The sequence below is a fragment of the Breoghania sp. genome (assembly GCF_963674635.1).
Classification (GTDB): Bacteria; Pseudomonadota; Alphaproteobacteria; order Rhizobiales; family Stappiaceae; genus Breoghania.
Genome location: NZ_OY771475.1, coordinates 1,421,272 through 1,438,899 on the forward strand (window position 1 = coordinate 1,421,272; position 17,628 = coordinate 1,438,899).

Here is a 17,628-nt window from a genome sequence, read left to right on the forward strand (position 1 = left end):
ACAACAAGCATCAAGGAAGATTACGAATACGAGCCGGAATCCGGAACGCGCTCTTTCATCGCCAAAGAAGGCCTGCAGCGCACCGAGAGAATAGATACCAAAGTTGAAGGAGAATATATCGATGACTGATATGCATATGAAGTCTCCATCACTGACAAGACGCCGTTTCCTGACAGCCTCTTCGTCCCTTGCAGCCCTCGGCTTTGCAGGATCAATCATGCCGATGGGCATGAACAAGGCGTTTGCAGCTGGCGATCAGACGATCCAGAGCGCATGCCACTGGGGCATCTTCAACATGTCGGTCAAGGATGGCCGCGCGGTTTCCATCGAACCGTGGGAGAAAGACCCCCATCCCAGCCCGCAGCTTCCCGGCGTTCTGGATTCGATCTATTCCCCGACCCGCATTCGTTACCCGATGGTCCGCCGTTCCTATCTTGAAAATGGGGGTCCGAAGGCCGAGCGCGACAGCCGCGGAACAGGCGATTTCGTCCGCGTGTCCTGGGACAAGGCCATCGAACTGGTGGCAGCGGAAATCAAACGCGTTCAGGACGAGCAAGGCCCGTCTGGCATCTTTGCCGGCTCCTACGGCTGGAAGAGCCCCGGCAAATTCCACAATTGCCGCACGCTCCTCGCGCGCGCCATGAACACGCTTGGCGGTTATGTCGGCGGGACCGGCGACTATTCAACCGGCGCGGCGCAAGTGATCATGCCGCATGTGGTTGGCGGTCTGGAAGTCTATTCGCAGCAGACCTCCTGGCCCCTGCTGATCGAAAACACCGACACTCTGGTGTTCTGGGGAGCCGACCCGGTCAAGACCTGCCAGATCGACTGGCTCGTGCCCGAGCACGGGGTCTACGACTATCTGAAGCAGTTCAAGGAGACGGGCAAGAAGATCATCTGTATCGATCCCTATCGCTCAGAGACGGCGCAGATGGTGGATGCAGACTGGATCGCTCCGAAGCCGCATACCGACGTTGCCATGATGCTGGGCATTGCGCACACCGTCTACAGCGAAGGTCTGCACGACGAGGAATTCCTGTCGACCTACTGCTACGGCTTCGACATGTTCGTGCCCTACCTGACGGGCGAAAGTGACGGCACACCGAAGACCGCCGAATGGGCGGCGGAGATTTGCGGCGTCCCGGCTGACAAGCTGAAGGAACTCGCACGCCTGTTTGCCGGTGGCAACACCATGCTGGCGAGCGGCTGGAGCCTCCAGCGCATCCGGTATGGCGAGCAGTCCCACTGGATGCTGGTCACATTGGCCGCGATGCTCGGCCAGATCGGCACGCCCGGCGGCGGCTTCGGCCTCAGCTACCACTATTGCAGCGGCGGCACGCCCACAGCGAACGGTGTCTCCGTCGGCGCCATCGGCGACGGCAAGACGATCGACGCCAACGCCCCGGAATGGCTCGCCTCGGAAGGCGCAGCAAGCATTCCGGTCGCCCGTATCGTGGAAATGCTCGAAAACCCAGGCGGCGAGTTCGACTTTAACGGCAAACGGCAGGCTTATCCCGATACCAAGCTGGTCTACTGGGTGGGCGGCAATCCGTTCTGCCACCATCAGGACCGCAATCGGATGATCAAGGCCTGGAAGAAGGTTGAAACCTTCATCGTCCATGACTTCCAGTGGACGGCCACAGCCCGTCATGCCGATATCGTCCTGCCCGCGACGACCTCCTACGAGCGCAACGACATGGAGCAAATCGGCTCCTATTCGAACTCCGGCATCGTCGCTATGAAGAAGGTGGTGGAGCCGATCGGTGAAGCCCGCAACGACTTCGACATCTTCGCCGCGATCTGCGCCAAGCTCGGCAAGGAACAGGAGTTCACCGAGGGCAAATCGGAAATGGAGTGGCTGAAGGGCTTCTTCGGCATCGCCGAATCAGCCGCGAAGGCCAAGAACCTGGACTTCCCCAACTTCGACGATTTCTGGAAAGAAGGACTGGTTCTCTTCGATGTGCCGCAGGCCAACAAGGAATTCATCCGCTTCGGTGACTTCGTTGAGGACCCGCTGCTCAACCCGCTGGGAACCCCGACTGGCCTGATCGAGATCTACTCCAAGGCCATCGAGCGCATGCAATATGACGATTGCCCTGCGCACCCGACCTACTTCCCGCCGGAAGACGATACCGGGCCGGACTATCCCATGCAGGTGAACAGTGCTCACCCGCACGGGCGGCTTCATTCCCAGCTTTGCGGCACCTCGCTTCGCGAGACTTACGCGATCAACGGGCGCGAGCCTTGCGTCATCCATCCCGACGATGCCGCTGCGCGTGGCATTTCGGATGGGGACATCGTTCGCGTGTTCAATACGCGTGGTCAGGTTCTCGCTGGGGTTCGCGTTTCGGATGAGACCATTCCGGGTGTGATCCGGCTGGATGAAGGCGGCTGGTACAGCCCGTCCGACCCGTCCAAGCCGGGCACGCTGGATGCCTATGGCGATGTGAACGTCCTGACGTTTGACGTGCCCACATCAAAACTGGGCCAGGGCAACTGCGGCCATTCGGCCTTCGCCCAGATCGAAAAATTCGAAGGGACGCCGCCTGAGGTGACCGTCTTCTCCGATCCTGCTGCCGGCCAATAGGCCGCACGACGAAGACCGGACCGGCGCTTCCTGCGCCGGTCCGGATCCGGCCGGTTTCCCAACCGGCCCAAGCCGACAGACCTGGCACTGTTCCCTGGCGAACACCCTTTCCCTCCTCCCAATAGTCGCGGCCCTCGGCGGCGGCTGGCCTGGTCTGAGAATAGAGAGAGCAGTCGATGTCGACGAACGTATTATCCCATTCCCTCTCACGCAGACGCTTCCTGGTATCATCAGCCTCACTCGCAGCGATCAGCGCCGCCGCTTCCACACTGCCGGGAAGCATGTCCAGCGCGCTGGCAGCCGGTGAAACCAAAGAGGTCCTGTCCGCATCTCACTGGGGCGTGTTCCACGCCAAGGTCGAGGACGGCAAGTTTGTCAGTCTCCGCCCCTGGGACAAGGACCCCTTCCCCAATGACGCCGTCCACGGCGTTCAGGACGTTGTCTACAACGCCGCCCGCATCCGTTATCCGATGGTGCGGCGCGCCTATCTGGAAAACGGTCCGAACGCGGAGCGCGATAGCCGCGGTGCGGGTGACTTCGTGAAGGTGAGCTGGGATCAGGCACTCGACCTCGTTGCCAAGGAAATCACCCGCCATCAGGAAGAAGGTCCCTGGACGATCTATTCCGGCACCTATGGCTGGCAGAGCTCCGGTCGCGTCAACAACTCGCAGGCCATGCTGAAGAAGCTGATGAACCTGACGGGCGGCGCGGTCTTCTCCACCGGCGACTATTCCAAGGGCGCGCTGGCGGGCATCATGCCCTACATCATGGGCCAGATCGACGCCGAAGGTCCCCAGACCAGCTATCCGGTGATCCTGGAAAACACCGAACAGCTCGTCTACTGGGCCTGCGATCCGTGGAAGAACAACCGTATCGCCTATTCGCCGCCCGACCATGGCGAGCACACCTTCTATGACAAGCTCGTCAAGAAGACGAAGGCCGGCGAGATCGACACGATGTTCGTGAATCCCGTGCGGACACTGTTGAACAAGGCGACCGACGGCGAATGGGTGCCGGTGCGTCCGCATGCCGACGTGCCGCTGGCGCTGGGCATCTGCCACACCCTTCTCACCGAGGACATTTACGACAAGGACTTCATCGAGAACTACACGTTCGGCTTCGATGCCTTCGCCGACTACCTGATGGGCAAGGGCTGGGACAAGGTCGAAAAGACGGCGGACTGGGCATCCGAACAATGCGAAGTGCCCGCCGAACAGATCCGCGAAATGGCTCGCAGCTTCGTCGCCAAGCGCACGATGCTGGTCTCCGGCTGGAGCCCACAGCGTCAGCACCACGGCGAACAGTGGCCGTGGATGTTCATCACCATGGCGTGCATGGTCGGCCAGATCGGCCTGCCGGGCGGTGGCTTTTGCCAGCGCTACCATCTCGACAATCCGGGGGCGCCGCAATCCAACGGACCGGCTCTCGGCGGTGCTGTCAACCCGGGCCGTCGCACGGAAAACAAGGAATGGCCGGATGACAAGGGCGCCAAGACCATTCCGGTCGCCCGTGTTGTCGACCTGCTCGAAAAGCCGGGTCAGGAGTTCGAGCACAATGGTGGGACATACATCTATCCGGATGTGAAGATGACCTACTGGACGGGCGGCAACCCCTTCCACCACCACCAGGATCGCAACCGCATGCGCGAAGCCTGGAAGAAGTTCGAGACGGTCATTGTTCAGGACTACCAGTGGACCGCGACCGCGCGCTTCGCCGATATCGTTCTGCCCGCCACCACGACGGCCGAGCGCAATGACATCGACCGCGTGGGGGCCGTGGCGAACCGCGCCATCATCAAGATGGCCAGGATCGTCGATCCGGTCTTCGATGCGCGCAACGATTATGACATCTTCACAGCTCTGGCCGAACGCCTCGGCGTCAAGGACGCCTTCACCGACGGCAAGACCGAAAAGGACATGATTCAGGAGGTCTACGAGAAGGCCCGCGAGCAGGCTGCCGGCAAGAAGGTCGACATGCCGACCTTCGACGAGTGGTGGGAGACGGGCATCGCGGAGTTCGATGTTCCGGAAGCCAACCTGCGCCGCGTTCGTTACGAGGACTTCCGCGAAGATCCGCTGATGAACATGATGCCGACACCGACGGGCAAGATCGAGATCTTCTCCAAGGATATCGAGAAGATGAACTACGACGATTGCCCCCCGCATGCGTCGTGGATCGAGCCCGCGGAATGGCTGGGCATGGAAGACAAGACCTATCCGGTCCATCTGGCGTCCAACCATCCGGACTGGCGCATGCATTCGCAGCTTTGCAGCACGACTGTGCGCGAGAAGTACCAGATCAACGGTCGCGAACCATGCCTGATCAACCCGGAAGATGCGGCCGAGCGCGGCATCGAGAATGGTGATCTGGTGCGGGTGTTCAATGGTCGCGGCCAGATCCTTGTGGGCGCCAAGATCTCCGACGACATCCGTCGCAACGTGATCGAGGTGCAGGAAGGCGCCTGGTACGACCCGCTCGACGTCTACGATCCCAAGACGATCTGCAAGTATGGCGACCCGAACGTGCTCTCGATCGACATCGGCACCTCGCGACTGGCGCAGGCAACTTCGGCCTGTACCTGCATGGTGCAGTTCGAGAAGTACACCGGGGACGTTCCGGAAGTGACCGTCTTCAGCCAGCCTGCCGCCGAGTAGCGCCAGGTCATGACATGTCGGGTCGGCCAGCAGTTTGCCGACCCGGCACCCCACGAAAGCTCACTTCGATTGGACACTGTTCCGGCAGAACGTCCAATCGTTGCAAGGCCGGAAGCCCACCCGCTTCCGGCCTTGTGCTTTTGTGAAAGGTCTCTTGAGAGTTTCAGGCGTCGCGGGCGACCTGCAACGAGGCCCATGACTGGCTGACCGGCATGACTTCCAGCGCATTGATATTCATGTGAGACGGTTGGGTCGCGACCCAGTGAACCGTGTTCGCGATATCCTCCGGCTGGATCGCATGCGCCCCGCCATAGAGCTTGTCATAGGCTTCCTGATTGCCGCCGGTGCGCACAAGAGTGAACTCGCTTTCACAAAGCCCCGGCTCGATGGAGGTGACCCGCACACCCTTGCCGTGGAGATCGGAGCGCAGACCCAGCGAGAACTGGCGAACGAAAGCCTTCGTGCCGCCATAGACGTTGCCGCCCGGATAGGGCCAGGTGGAGGCGATCGAAGACAGGTTGATGATCGCGCCCTTGCGCTCGATCAGCTTGGGCAGCAAGTGGTGCGTGATGGTGACGAGGCCGGTGATGTTGGTCTCGATCATCTGCTTCCAGTCGGAAAGCTTGGTGTCGGGAACCGGCTTGGTGCCAAGCGCGAGACCCGCATTGTTCACCAGAATGTCGATCTCGCGGAAGTCCTCCGGCAGCGCCTCAAGGGCAGCGACCGTTGCGGCCTCATCGGCGATATCGAAGGCCGCGCCGTGGAAGGCGTCGCCCAGTTCGGCCGCCATTTCGTCAAGACGTCCCTTGCGCCGCCCGGTCCCAATCACCTTCCAGCCGTCGGCTGCGAAACGCCGCGCCGTGGCCGCGCCGAAGCCGGATGTGGTTCCGGTGACAAGCACAGTCTTGCTCATGGAGCTGTTTCCTTTATTTCGTGAATGTCTGATTGCCGTGAATGTTTAAGGCCCTGGCGGCGGGTGGCAAGGCGGACATACCCCCTTTTCGTCTCTGGCACTCAAGAATATGCGCCGTGGCTCTAAGCGGCGGCGATCCTGCGGGCGTAGAGGGAAAAGGGAAAACTTGGAACGCGAGGACCCGCCCATGCTGCAAACCGCCCTCAACATGGACCACCACTGGCTCCCTTTCACCAACAACAAACTCTTCCATGCCGAACCGCAGATTTTCGCCAAGGCGGAAGGTGTTCGCTACTGGACACCGGAGGGGGCTGAAATCCTCGACGGCGCGTCCGGGCTCTTTTGCTGCCCCGCCGGTCACGGTCGGCGCGAAATTGCCGATGCCGTCCATGCGCAAGTGATGGAACTCGACTATTCGCCCCATTTCCAGCGCGCAGCCCCGGTCTCCTTCAAGCTTGCCGAACGTCTTTCGAACCTGCTTCCGGATGGCATTGACCGCCTGTTCTTTGCCTCCTCCGGTTCGGAAGCCGTGGACAGCGCCATGAAGATTGCCATCGCCTATCACCGGGCCAGGGGCGACACGGGGCGCACACGCTTCGTCTCGCGCTCCTGGGGCTATCACGGGGTGAACCTCGGCGGCACATCGCTTGCGGGTATGGTGGGCAACCGGCGCGAGTTTTCAGGCCTCACTTGCGATGTCGTTCACATGCGCCACACGTGGAGCGAAGACCAGCGCTTCACGCGCGGCCAACCGGAAAGCGGCGTGGCGTTGGCGGAAGATCTTGCGGAGCTTTGCAGGATCTATGGCGGGGAGACCATCGCTGCCGTCTTTGTGGAGCCCATTGCGGGATCTGTCGGCACCATCGTCCCGCCGGCGGGGTATCTCAAGCGGCTGCGCGAGATCGCGGACGAATACGGCATCCTGCTCATTTTTGATGAGGTGATCACCGGTTTCGGGCGCACCGGCTCCGCCTTTGCCTCGCAGGAATTCGATGTTGTGCCCGACATCATCACCATGGCCAAGGCGTTGACCAACGGCACCGTTCCCATGAGCGCCGTGGCAGTGAAGACGGAGATCCAGACCGCAGTTCTGGACGCGATCACCGCCGACCGCCCCGAACTGATGCACGGCTACACATACTCCGCCCACCCGGTCGCCTGCGCCGCCGCTCTTGCCGCGCTTGATATCTATGAAAACGACGACCTTTTCGCCAGGGCCAAGGCGTTGTCGTCAGCCTTCCTCGACGGGGTTTTCGGCTTGCGCAACCTGCCTCAGGTGGCGGATCTTCGCGGTTATGGGATGCTTGCGGGGATCCAGTTGAAGCCCGGCGATGCGCCCGGCGTGAAAGGCTCCATCGTCCAGCGTCTGCTCTTCAACGAAGGCCTGCACCTGAAGGCCACTGGCGACGCGCTGCTTTTCGCGCCTGCCTTCGTTTCAAGCGAGGATGATATCGCCCGCATGGCGGCAGTACTTCAGAAGGTACTGGGTCGCGCGGACCTCTAGGTCTTCGCCCTGCCTCGGCACTCGCGGATCACCTCGCCAAGAATGGCCAGCCCCTGTGCGATCCGGTCTTCGGAGATGGCGGCAAAGCCGAGCCGCAACCGGTTACGCGGGGGCGTGGCGCTCAGATAGTGCACATCGCCCGGCTCCACCAGCACACCGCGCACGGCAGCGCGATGTGCAACGTCCCGAGCCTCCGCATCGCGCGGCAGGCTCAGCCACAGCGCGGAGCCGCCAGTCGTCATGGTGACGTCGCAGCCTGGCAATTGCCGTCCGATCTCGCGCAGCATCGTCTTCCATTTGGCGGCGAGGCTCTCTCGCTGGCGGCGGATATGAGCGTCGTAATGGCCTTCGGCCAGGAACACCGCCATCGCCCTTTGATCGAGCGCAGAGGCATGGCGGTACATCAGCCGCCGCATGGCGCGCAGTTCGCGGATCAATGGTTCGGCGGCGGCGATGAAACCCAACCGCAGGCCCGGAAAGACCGGCTTTGACAGCGAGCCCACATGAATGACCCGGCCAGAACGGTCAAAGCTCTTTAGCGCGGGACGCTGCGCGCCGACGAAATTCAGCTCGTGCTCGTAGTCGTCCTCTATGATCAGGAAATCCTGCTCCTCCGCCGCCTTCAGCAACGAGAGACGGCGTTGCAGGCCCATGGTGACATTTGTCGGAGAATGATGGCCGGGCGTGACATAGACATAATCGAGGCCCTTGAGCGCCCCTGTGATACGCATTCCGTTGCTGTCCACTGGCTGGGGAGCAAGTTGGCAGCCTTGGGCGGCGAAGATATTGCGCGCGTCCACATAGCCCGGCTCTTCCAACCCGACACGCGTCCCCGCCTCGCAGAGCAGCCTTGCGATCAGATAGACCGCGTTCTGTGCCCCGATGGTGACGAGGATGTTCTCCGGTTCGGCCCGAAAACCGCGCTGGGGGAGCGCGCGGCGGATGATCTGCTCGATCAGCATCGGATCGTCACTGTCGACGAGATCGTTCATCCAGAAAGGCGCGTGTTCGGAGGTGCCCGCGATCCGGACCGCATCGCGCCAACGGCTGACGGATATCTTGTCGACCGATGTCTGGCCGTAGACGAAGGGAAAGGGAAAGTCGCGCCAGTTTTCGGGCTTGGTGATGTTTTCCTGCGCACTGGGGCGCACTTTCATGCGGCGTTCGAAATCGACATCGCGCCGCTCGCCGCCCAAAACATGCCGCGCATTCTCATTGACAGGGATCGCGAGCTGCTCACGCACGTAGCGCTCATCGACGAAATAGCCGCGACGGCTCACGGGCCTCAGATATCCATCTTCCGCCAACCGCTCATAGACGAGGCTGACGGTATTGCGCGAAACCTTGATCCGTTCCGCCATGGAGCGGGTGGAGGGCAATGGTTCATGCGCGGAGACGCCCCCTGCCAGGATTGCCTCCACAAGCCGTTCCTGGATCTGCTGCTGCAAGCGTTTGCTGGTTGAAAACGGTGCATCGAAATAGTGTTCGATCATCATCGCAAGTCTGCCTCCCCACCCATTCCGCAAAGTCCCAAGCAAGGATTGAGCCGGTTTGGACGTTCATCGCGGGGGCTGGCCCCATAGTTTTCGAATACTGGCTCTAAGCCCTCTGTGCTGCACCGCAATAGTCTTTGTATGCGCGCTGTTTTCCGCTCAGGAATGCGGCAGACGCATATGATTTTGGCTGCGTTTAACACAACGACATTCGGTCGAATTCGGACGTTTCGTTCATCGACTGAACCGGAGAACCGGCCGGCAGCGACGGCTGGGCAAAACGAGGGGCCAGACAAGAACCAAGGGGCCCGGCAAAACCAGGGGAATATGATGCAGAAACTCGGCAATCGAGGCGGCGTGAGCCGTCGCTCCTTCCTGAAAAGCGCAAGCGCGCTTGGCGTCGGGCTCGCCATGCCGGCGGTCATCAGCAGCCGCGCCCTCGCCTCCTCCGGCGAAATCAACATCATGATGTGGTCGGACTACCTTCCGGAGAGCTTCGTCAACGGCTTCATGGAAAAGACCGGCATCAAGATCAATTTCACCGGCATCGGCTCCAACGAAGAGATCATCAACAAGCTCAAGGCGACCAATGGCGAGGGCTTCGACATCGTCTCGCCGACTGTGAACCGCAACCTGCTGTGGAAGGACCTCGGTCTGCTCCAGCCCTTCGACATGAACAAGGTGCCGCTTGAGAAGGTGAACCCGGCCATGGCGCTGGGCGAAACCCACTGGAATTTCGAAGGCAAAGGCACCTTCTGGCTGCCGCATATCTGGGGCACGGAAGGTGTGGCCTGGCGCACAGACGCCTTCACGCCGGACGGGGAATTCCCTTCCTATTACGACATCTGGGACGAGGCCAATGCGGGCAAGACCATGGGGCGCGCCCATTCCATGATGCTGGGCCTCGGCCTTGGGCTTGAAGCGCGCGGCGAGATGGATGCCGGTTCCATGTGGTCGGCCTACGAGTCGCCGGAAAAGATGGATGCGGTGTGGTCCAGGCTCACCGAGATCGCCATCGCCAAGAAGCCGAACATCAAGCTTCTGTGGAACGACGCCGACACCCAGAAGAACGGCCTTCTCAACGAAGGGGTCATCGTCGGCCAGACGTGGGATGGCCCGCCGATCGCACTCAAGACCGAGGGCGAGCCGATCATGTACCGCGCGCCGAAGGAAGGCGCATTGGCGTGGGTGGACGGCATGGCCATGCCGACAGGCGCCCAGAACATCGACCAGATCTACGCCTTCATCGAGGCGGCCTATGACGCCAAGCTCGCGGGCGAAGCCATCAAGACGCACGGCTACAACTCACCCGTCATCGGCGCCGACGGCTATGGCGGCGAGGTCTATGCGCAGAACTTCGCCGATGCCTATCCCGGCGATGCACTGGCCAAGCTGAACCCCTGGCCCGCTGAAGCGCCCTGGTATTCGGAAAAGCGCACCGAATACGCCAACAAGTTCCTCAGCGCCTGAGGATCGCCGTTCGGCTGATCAATGGCGGACGGAAAGTCTCACGCAGTTTCTGCGGGTCTTCCGTCCGCCCTCCTTCCGGCATGCTTCCGCATGAATACCGGCCCCGCCGCGCCTGCCTCCCGGAGTTTCGATGAGCACCAGAGACGTTGTCCTCGATCACGTATCGGTTCGCTTCGGCACTTACACCGCCGTCGATAACGCCTATCTCACCATCAAGGGCGGAGAGTTCTTTTCCTTCCTCGGGCCGTCGGGCTGCGGAAAAACCACGCTCTTGCGCGTCGTCTCCGGCTTTGTTGACCCGAGCGAGGGCCGGGTTCTGATCGGCGGCAAGGACATGGCCCGCATCGGGCCGAACAAACGCCCGACCGCGCTCATCTTTCAAAATCTCGCGCTCTTCCCGCTCATGTCGGTGGCCGACAATATCGCCTTCCCACTGGAAGTGCGCGGGGTGGGCAAGAAGGCGCGCCGCAAGCGCGCCGACGAGCTTCTCGACATGATTGCGCTGCCCGGTGTGGGCGACAAGAAGGTGCATGAGCTTTCCGGTGGCCAGCGCCAGCGCGTGGCGATTGCCCGCGCGCTTGCCGTGGAGCCGGACATCCTGCTGCTCGACGAGCCGCTTTCCGCGCTTGATCTGAAGCTGCGCCACCACATGCGCACCGAATTGCGTGCCATACAGCAGCGCGTCGGGCTGACCTTCATCTACATCACCCACGATCAGGGCGAGGCGCTGACCATGTCCGACCGCGTGGCGGTGATGAATGCGGGCGTCATCGAACAGATCGGCGATCCCGAGAGCATTTATGACCGGCCCAAGACGCCCTTCGTCGCCTCCTTCGTGGGTGAGACGAACCGGATCGCCGGCAAGGTCATCAGCCAGAGTGGCGACACGACCACGCTCGACACGGCCGCAGGAGCTTTGACGGGCCGTACGGCAGGCGGGCGTCGCTACAAGCCCGGAGATGAGTGCCTTCTATTCATCCGTCCGGAGAAGCTGACGTTGGCTCCCTCGCCAGAGGCTCCCAACACCATCCCCGCGCGGTGCGTAAAGGAGGAATTCGAGGGCAGCGCACGTCAGGTGTTTCTGAAAGCAGGCGAGATCGATCTGCGGCTGTCGCTGGTCAATTGCGGCGACGCGACCAAGCGGATGGACAAAGACAGCGCGGCCAACGTGTCCTTTTCCGCCATGGCGGCCACCGTCCTGCCAATAGGCCCCGGTGCGGAGACCACGGCATGACGGCAATCCGGAAGGCTTTCGGCGGGTTCGTCGGGCGTCATGGTCTAGGCGCCGCCGTTTTCATTGGCGCGGCGGTGTTGTTCTGGGTGATCTTTCTGATCATCCTGCCCCAGCTTGCGATGCTGGATTACTCCTTCCGCCACAACCTGCCGCGCGCGGATGTCGGCGGGCCGCAGGATGTCTACACTGTCGCCAATTACAGCTACTTCCTGTTCGGCAATGACGGGACGCTCCAGACCACGGATCTCGCCGTTCTCGGCAAGACGATGCTGGCTGCAGTTTTCGTGACGATCATCGACATTGCGCTGTGCTACCCGATTGCCTTCATCCTTGCCCATTCGGCAACGGGCGTTGCCGCGCGGCTGATGGTGATCGGGTTGATCGTTCCCTTCTGGGTCAACGAGATCCTGCGCGCCTTCGCCTTCCGCGTTCTCTTCGGTGCAACCGGCGTCATCAACGGGTTCGGGCAATCCCTGGGGCTGTGGGACGCGCCCATCGACTTCATCCGCGCCGATGTCGCGCTCTATAGCGGGCTTACCTACGCCTATATCCTGCTGATGGTCTTTCCCATCTACAACGCGGTGGAGGCGCTGGACCGCAACCAGATCGAGGCGGCGCGCGACATGGGGGCGAGCTGGTGGCGGGTCCACTGGCGGGTGGTGCTGCCGGTCGCGAAACCCGGCATTGCCTCGGGGGCAACCATGGTCTTCATGCTGACGGCAGGCGCGCTCGCAGCGCCCCAGATCCTTGGCGGGCCATCCAGCCTGTGGTTCACCCAGCTCATCTACCAGTGGTTCAACCAGTCGGCTAACTGGCAGCGCGGATCGGCCTATGCCGTCATCCTGCTCGTCATCTGCATCGGCTTCGTCATGCTGCTGATGCGTGTCTTCAAGGTCAATATCGGGGCGATCGGGCGATGAGCAAGGCAAGCGGAGCCGGTGCGGGAACGATCAGCTATGCGCTGTTCTTCTTCGCCTTCCTGTTTGGACCACTCATCATCATGGTGGTCACGGCGTTCAACTCGTCGTCCTTCCCGCGCATCACACCGTGGGAATGCTTCACGACGGACTGGTTCGGTGTGCTGGTCGGAAATTCCCGGCTCATGGGCGGGCTCGGCACCAGTGTCATCATCGGCATCGGCGTCGTGATGCTGGCGGTTCCCATCGGGCTTGCGGGCGCGCTGGCACTGTCGGAACTCTCGCCGCGCCTCAGAGCCACGCTCTACACGGTGCTGATCACGCCGATCCTCATTCCCGGCGTGGTGCTCGGCATCTCCACAATCGTCTTCTGGGGCTTGGTGGGCCGCGCCTTCGGCGAGGACTATGCGTCGGCCTTCTACAACGGACTGTTCCTGACGCTCATCGGCCAGGTGACCTTCATCTCGGCCTACGCGATGCTGATCTTTTCCGCCCGCCTCCAGCGTTTCGATCCAACGCTGACGGAAGCAGCCCTCGATCTGGGCGCGACACCCGGTCAGTGTTTTCGCAAGATCCTGCTGCCCTTCCTGAAACCGGCCATCGGCTCGGCAGCCTTCCTGACGCTTCTGGCGTCATTCGAGAACTACAACACCACCGTCTTCACCATCCTGTCGGACAGCACCTTCACCACCGCACTCGCCTCCAAGGTGCGGCTGGGGACGGACCCGTCGCTTTCCGCCCTTGCTGTCATCATCATCGGCCTGACGCTGATGGGTGCGATGGTGCATGAGGCGTACACGCGCCGCCAATCGCTGCTGCGTTCCGGCAAACCGGAGATCTCGCCGCTTTACGCCAATCCCGTCACCCGGGTGATGACCCATCCAGCGGGCCTTGCGGTGATCCTGATCGGCATCGCGGCGGGGCTCATCTATGCAGGCAGCGAGCATGACTCAAGCGTCTGCAAAGCGAATATTCTGGCGGAAAAGCGCGCAGTTCAGGAGCAGCTTCTGAAAGAACAGCGCGAGCGCATCCGCAAACAGCGCGAAGAAGCGACGCCGGCGGCTCCCGCCAACGGTGGGTCGAAGAACAATCCGTCCCCCTTCGGCGGCGCGTTCAAGCCGGGGGGGCTGGCCCCGAAGCCGGAAACGGCTCCCACCAATCCCTCGCCCTTCGGTGGAGCATTCAAGCCCAACGCCTTGAAACCGGATTCAAATTGAAGACAGGGCAGCACCGCCCATCCCTTTGCCTTCAGTGATTTGGGAGGATCAGGCGAAGACGTCGGCAATCGCCTTGCGAAGGCCCGCATAGCCGGAACAGCGACAGAGGTTTCCGGTCAGGAGCGCTTCCACGTCCTCCGCCTTCATGTCGCCCGTCCCCTTGTGGGCGGCGGCGAGGCTGACGAGGAGGCCCGGTGCACAATATCCGCATTGCACGGCCCCGTAGCGTTCCAGCGCGTCGATAACCGGCTTGGCTGCGTCTGCCACGCCCTCGGCGGTCAGGATCTCAGCCCCCTCCACCTTGCCCGCAACCAGCAGGCAGGCGTTCACGGGACGGCCATCGACAAGCACCATGCAGGCCCCGCACCGCCCGATGCCGCAGGGCGTGCGTACGCTGGCGACGCCCAGTTCATCGGCAAGGATCGGGGCCAGACGCGTGAAAGGCTCCGCTTCCAATTCGACCGGTTCGCCGTTGAGCGTGAAATGGAGCTTCATACCCGTGCCTTGTGTCCTGTCTGGTTGGTGAGAGTGAGGATGCGTGTGGAGCCCATCCTTCGAGACGCGCCCTTCGGGCGCTCCTCAGGATAACGTTGTGTGGGTGGCTGGTTCCTCGTGATGCAACAACTCGGGAACGTCACCCTGAGGAGCCTGCGCAGCAGGCGTCTCGAAGGATCGGCTCCACGGCCGGATCTGACGACAAACCCCACTGTCATCCCGCCCCCTCCAGAACATCGAGCACCCAGAGCGGATCGACCGGCAATGCTTCCGGGGCAACGCCCAACGCATCGCGGACCGCATTGGCAATCGCGGGCGCCACCGCATTGAGCCCGATTTCGCCCGCGCCGCGCAGGCCCACAGGATCGTCCTCACCCAGATCATCCAGCGCATGAACGCGAACGGGCGGCATGTCGGCGATGGTGGGGATGAAATAGCCGTCCAGGTTCTGCGCCTGAAAGACACCGTCAATGGCGGGAAGGTCTTCCGTAAGGCAAAAACCCAGCGCCTGCGCTGCGCCGCCCGCCATCTGCCCTTCAAAAGCGGCAGGCACCAGCGGCGGCCCGCATTCCGGCAGAATATCGAGCCCGGTGCAGCTGATGCGCCCCGTCCAGCGATCCACGCGCACGCTGGCGCGTGCCGCACAAGCCGTGAACAGCGTATGGACCGACTGGCCCGCCAGATGGGTCTCGATGGCCGGAACCTCGATCTCGACGCGGATTGCCCCCTCGCCCGCAAGATCGGCAAAGGCGATATCCGGCTGGTTGCGTCGCTCCGCCTTGCGATAGAGGCCGCCGGGGCCGAGGTCATAATCGGCCGGCGCACCGCCGAGTTTCTTTGATGCCGCCTTGCACAGGGCCGCACGGAACGCTCCGGCTCCCTTGCGCACCAGCCGCACGGCGATCTGCGTACCGCGCGAAGCGGATGTCGGGCCGCTGTCGCCGACACCCGTCTCGCCGATGCGCAAGCTCACATCGTCGCGCGCCACGTTCAATGTCGAGATCAGGGCAGCATGCGCAGCCGCCGTCAGCCCCTGCCCCATTTCGGTGAGCGAGCTTTCCAGAAAAATCCGTCCATTGGTTCCGAGCAACAGGCTCCCGCGTGCGCCGTTCGGCCCACCGCCACCAAAGCCCTCACCCTTGCGGATCAGCGCGACGCCCACGCCCGTCAGGAAACGGTCGGGATTGCAGGTGTCGTCGGGAGTTTCCGGCAGTTCACCAAGCGACCTTGCGAGCGGTTCCAGTTCCGGCATGGGCACCATCGGCTGGCCCATCGGGCCGGGATCGGTTGCGCCCGCCAGATTGAGCTTGCGGAAGGCCACCGGATCGAGCCCCACCTTTTCAGCCAGCATATCGATGGCGAGTTCCAGCGCGCATTGGGTTTGCACCGCACCGAACCCGCGGAACGCGCCCGCGATGCCATTGTTCGTATAGGCGAGCCGCCCGTCGAGCCGCACAGCCTGCCAGCCATAAGCCCCCGGCGCGCATTCCATGCCGGTGTCGAGCACCTCCGGCCCGTGGCTCGCATAGGCCCCGGTGTCGGCGATTGCCTTGAAATCGAGCCCCGTCAGCCTGCCCGCCTCATCGCAACCGGCCCGAAGCGAGATCGTGAAGGGGTGGCGTTTCATGCCGACCATCACGGATTCCGGTCTGTTGAGGACCAGCCGAACAGGCCGCTTCGCCTTCACCGCCAGAAGGGCGAGCATGGGCTGGACGTGAAGGTCCTCCTTGCCGCCATAACTGCCGCCGATGGGCGAGCCGACGACATGACACCGAGAGTCATCAATTCCGGTCAAGGCGCTGATAACACTGCGTACATTATGCGGATCATGCGCGGGTGCGCGCAACGTCAGGTTTTCACCGTCGGACGTGGCTATGCCGCCCTCAAGCTCAAGGGCCACGTGCATCTGGCGCGGCGTCTGAAGCTTCAGGTCCACCACATGCGCGGACCCTGAAAGCACCGCCTCCACGTCGCCATGGGCATAACTCATCGAGGCGCAGAGGTTGCCGCCTTCATGCAGCGCCGGTGTGTCCTCCTCCAATGCCTTGGTCGGATCGCTCACAGTCGGAAGCACCGCGTAATCGACTTCAATGGCTTGCAACGCGGCGCGGGCGACTTCCATGCTTTCGGCGGCAATCGCCGCCACCGCTTCGCCGCGATAGCGCACCACACCATCGGCCAAAGGTGGCTGGTCCTTGTGGCGAAGACCATGGCGGAAGCCCTTTGGCGCATCCGCCATCGTCACCACCGCATGAACGCCCGACGTCGCCTCCGCCGCACTTGTGTCGAGCCTCAGGATGCGCGCATGGGGGTGCGGACTTCGAAGCACCAGTCCGGTGAGCGTGTCCGCAGGTGCCTCGTCGGTGAGATAGCGGAACCGGCCCGTCAGCTTGTCGGAGATACGCATGTTCATGGCGCGTCTCCGAGCCGGGTCATGTGACCACACAGGAGATTGCGCGCAATGCGCAGCAATGCCGGATCCGGGCCCTCAACATGGGAGAACACCGTTTCCACCTCATCCGCGTGTTGAAGCCTCTCGACAAGAAGCGAGGTCGGGCCGATGCGGGCCGCGACCTTCCAGCCGCCAGGCCTCAGACATCCAGCAACAACCACCCGCGCGGGCGAGAAGGCTTCGCGATGGCCGAGCTTCTCGACAAAATGCGGTGCGTGACGCGCGGTGTGGACCTCAACGGCGATGAGCAGGCCATCATCGTGTAGTGCGGCGTCGACGGGCTTTTTCAGGCCGTCCGCATAGATCAGATCTGCGCCGAGAGCTGCCAGAAGCACCTCGGTATCGCCAAGCCCCCATGCGAGATTGCCGCCGAGCGTCGCGAGATTGCGCACACCGGTGGATCCCAATGTTCCCAGAAGATCGCGAAGCGCAGGCAGGCGTTTGGCCACGAGCGGATCGAGCCGCAGCGCCTCAAGCCGCGCATTGGCGGCAAGGCGTAGGTAGCCGGGAGCGATCGGTTGGCTCAGCGGGCCGAAATCGGCTTCAGAGACATCAACCACTGGCACACCGGGGACCTCATCGGGCCACCCCAATTGGAGCGCGGTCAAGCCGCCGCCATAGATGGCTTCGGGGCCGAGCGCCTCCTTGAAGGCCAGCGCCTCGTCAATGGTCCGGGCGAGCGCAAAGACCAT

Annotated in this window: 12 protein-coding genes; 7 read left to right on the plus strand and 5 right to left on the minus strand. The window is 62.5% G+C overall.

What is annotated here, in order from left to right; genetic code table 11:
- Window positions 1-121: 121 nt before the first annotated feature.
- Both torA (ABGM93_RS06400) and torA (ABGM93_RS06405) read left to right on the plus strand, forming a co-directional pair.
- Complete coding sequence (torA, locus tag ABGM93_RS06400; RefSeq protein WP_321504463.1) at window positions 122-2,587, plus strand: trimethylamine-N-oxide reductase TorA; 2,466 nt, start codon at window positions 122-124, stop codon at window positions 2,585-2,587.
- Between the two features lie 176 nt (window positions 2,588-2,763).
- The gene (gene torA, locus ABGM93_RS06405; protein ID WP_321504470.1) at window positions 2,764-5,241 is read left to right on the plus strand and encodes a trimethylamine-N-oxide reductase TorA; all 2,478 of its coding nucleotides are present in this window, start codon (window positions 2,764-2,766) and stop codon (window positions 5,239-5,241) included.
- Between the two features lie 163 nt (window positions 5,242-5,404).
- Here the strand turns inward: torA (ABGM93_RS06405) and ABGM93_RS06410 are convergent, their stop codons facing one another.
- Entirely contained in the window at window positions 5,405-6,154 is a 750-nt protein-coding gene (locus ABGM93_RS06410) for an SDR family oxidoreductase (protein ID WP_321504472.1), read from the minus strand.
- 187 nt (window positions 6,155-6,341) lie between these two features.
- Between ABGM93_RS06410 and ABGM93_RS06415 the strand changes: the two genes are divergently transcribed.
- Window positions 6,342-7,658 carry an aminotransferase class III-fold pyridoxal phosphate-dependent enzyme gene (locus ABGM93_RS06415; RefSeq protein ID WP_321504474.1) on the plus strand — a complete coding sequence of 439 codons (1,317 nt, stop codon included), beginning with the start codon at window positions 6,342-6,344 and terminating at the stop codon, window positions 7,656-7,658.
- Here ABGM93_RS06415 and ABGM93_RS06420 read toward each other — a convergent pair.
- Entirely contained in the window at window positions 7,655-9,154 is a 1,500-nt protein-coding gene (locus ABGM93_RS06420) for a PLP-dependent aminotransferase family protein (RefSeq protein ID WP_321504476.1), read from the minus strand. The two genes, ABGM93_RS06415 and ABGM93_RS06420, sit on opposite strands and share 4 nt — an antisense overlap.
- A 324-nt stretch (window positions 9,155-9,478) precedes the next feature.
- Here ABGM93_RS06420 and ABGM93_RS06425 point away from each other — a divergent pair, with 324 nt between their 5' ends.
- The 4 genes from ABGM93_RS06425 to ABGM93_RS06440 all read left to right on the plus strand — a co-directional run bounded on the left by ABGM93_RS06425 (window position 9,479) and on the right by ABGM93_RS06440 (window position 13,989).
- Window positions 9,479-10,621, plus strand: a complete 1,143-nt coding sequence (locus ABGM93_RS06425) for a substrate-binding domain-containing protein (RefSeq protein WP_321504478.1) — start codon at window positions 9,479-9,481, stop codon at window positions 10,619-10,621.
- Between the two features lie 130 nt (window positions 10,622-10,751).
- Window positions 10,752-11,855, plus strand: a complete 1,104-nt coding sequence (locus ABGM93_RS06430) for an ABC transporter ATP-binding protein (protein WP_321504481.1) — start codon at window positions 10,752-10,754, stop codon at window positions 11,853-11,855.
- Complete coding sequence (locus tag ABGM93_RS06435) at window positions 11,852-12,775, plus strand: ABC transporter permease (protein ID WP_321504487.1); 924 nt, start codon at window positions 11,852-11,854, stop codon at window positions 12,773-12,775. The genes ABGM93_RS06430 and ABGM93_RS06435 overlap by 4 nt, the downstream gene beginning before the upstream one ends.
- Entirely contained in the window at window positions 12,772-13,989 is a 1,218-nt protein-coding gene (locus tag ABGM93_RS06440; RefSeq protein ID WP_321504489.1) for an ABC transporter permease, read from the plus strand. The genes ABGM93_RS06435 and ABGM93_RS06440 overlap by 4 nt, the downstream gene beginning before the upstream one ends.
- Before the next feature lie 48 nt (window positions 13,990-14,037).
- On the opposite strand, the gene ABGM93_RS06445 is transcribed toward ABGM93_RS06440, so the two are convergent.
- The 3 genes from ABGM93_RS06445 to ABGM93_RS06455 form a co-directional block, all read right to left on the minus strand.
- Window positions 14,038-14,484 carry a 2Fe-2S iron-sulfur cluster-binding protein gene (locus ABGM93_RS06445; RefSeq protein WP_321504493.1) on the minus strand — a complete coding sequence of 149 codons (447 nt, stop codon included), beginning with the start codon at window positions 14,482-14,484 and terminating at the stop codon, window positions 14,038-14,040.
- 214 nt (window positions 14,485-14,698) lie between these two features.
- The gene (locus ABGM93_RS06450; protein ID WP_321504497.1) at window positions 14,699-16,897 is read right to left on the minus strand and encodes a xanthine dehydrogenase family protein molybdopterin-binding subunit; all 2,199 of its coding nucleotides are present in this window, start codon (window positions 16,895-16,897) and stop codon (window positions 14,699-14,701) included.
- Window positions 16,894-17,628, minus strand: a complete 735-nt coding sequence (locus tag ABGM93_RS06455; RefSeq protein WP_321504499.1) for an FAD binding domain-containing protein — start codon at window positions 17,626-17,628, stop codon at window positions 16,894-16,896. The genes ABGM93_RS06450 and ABGM93_RS06455 overlap by 4 nt, the downstream gene beginning before the upstream one ends.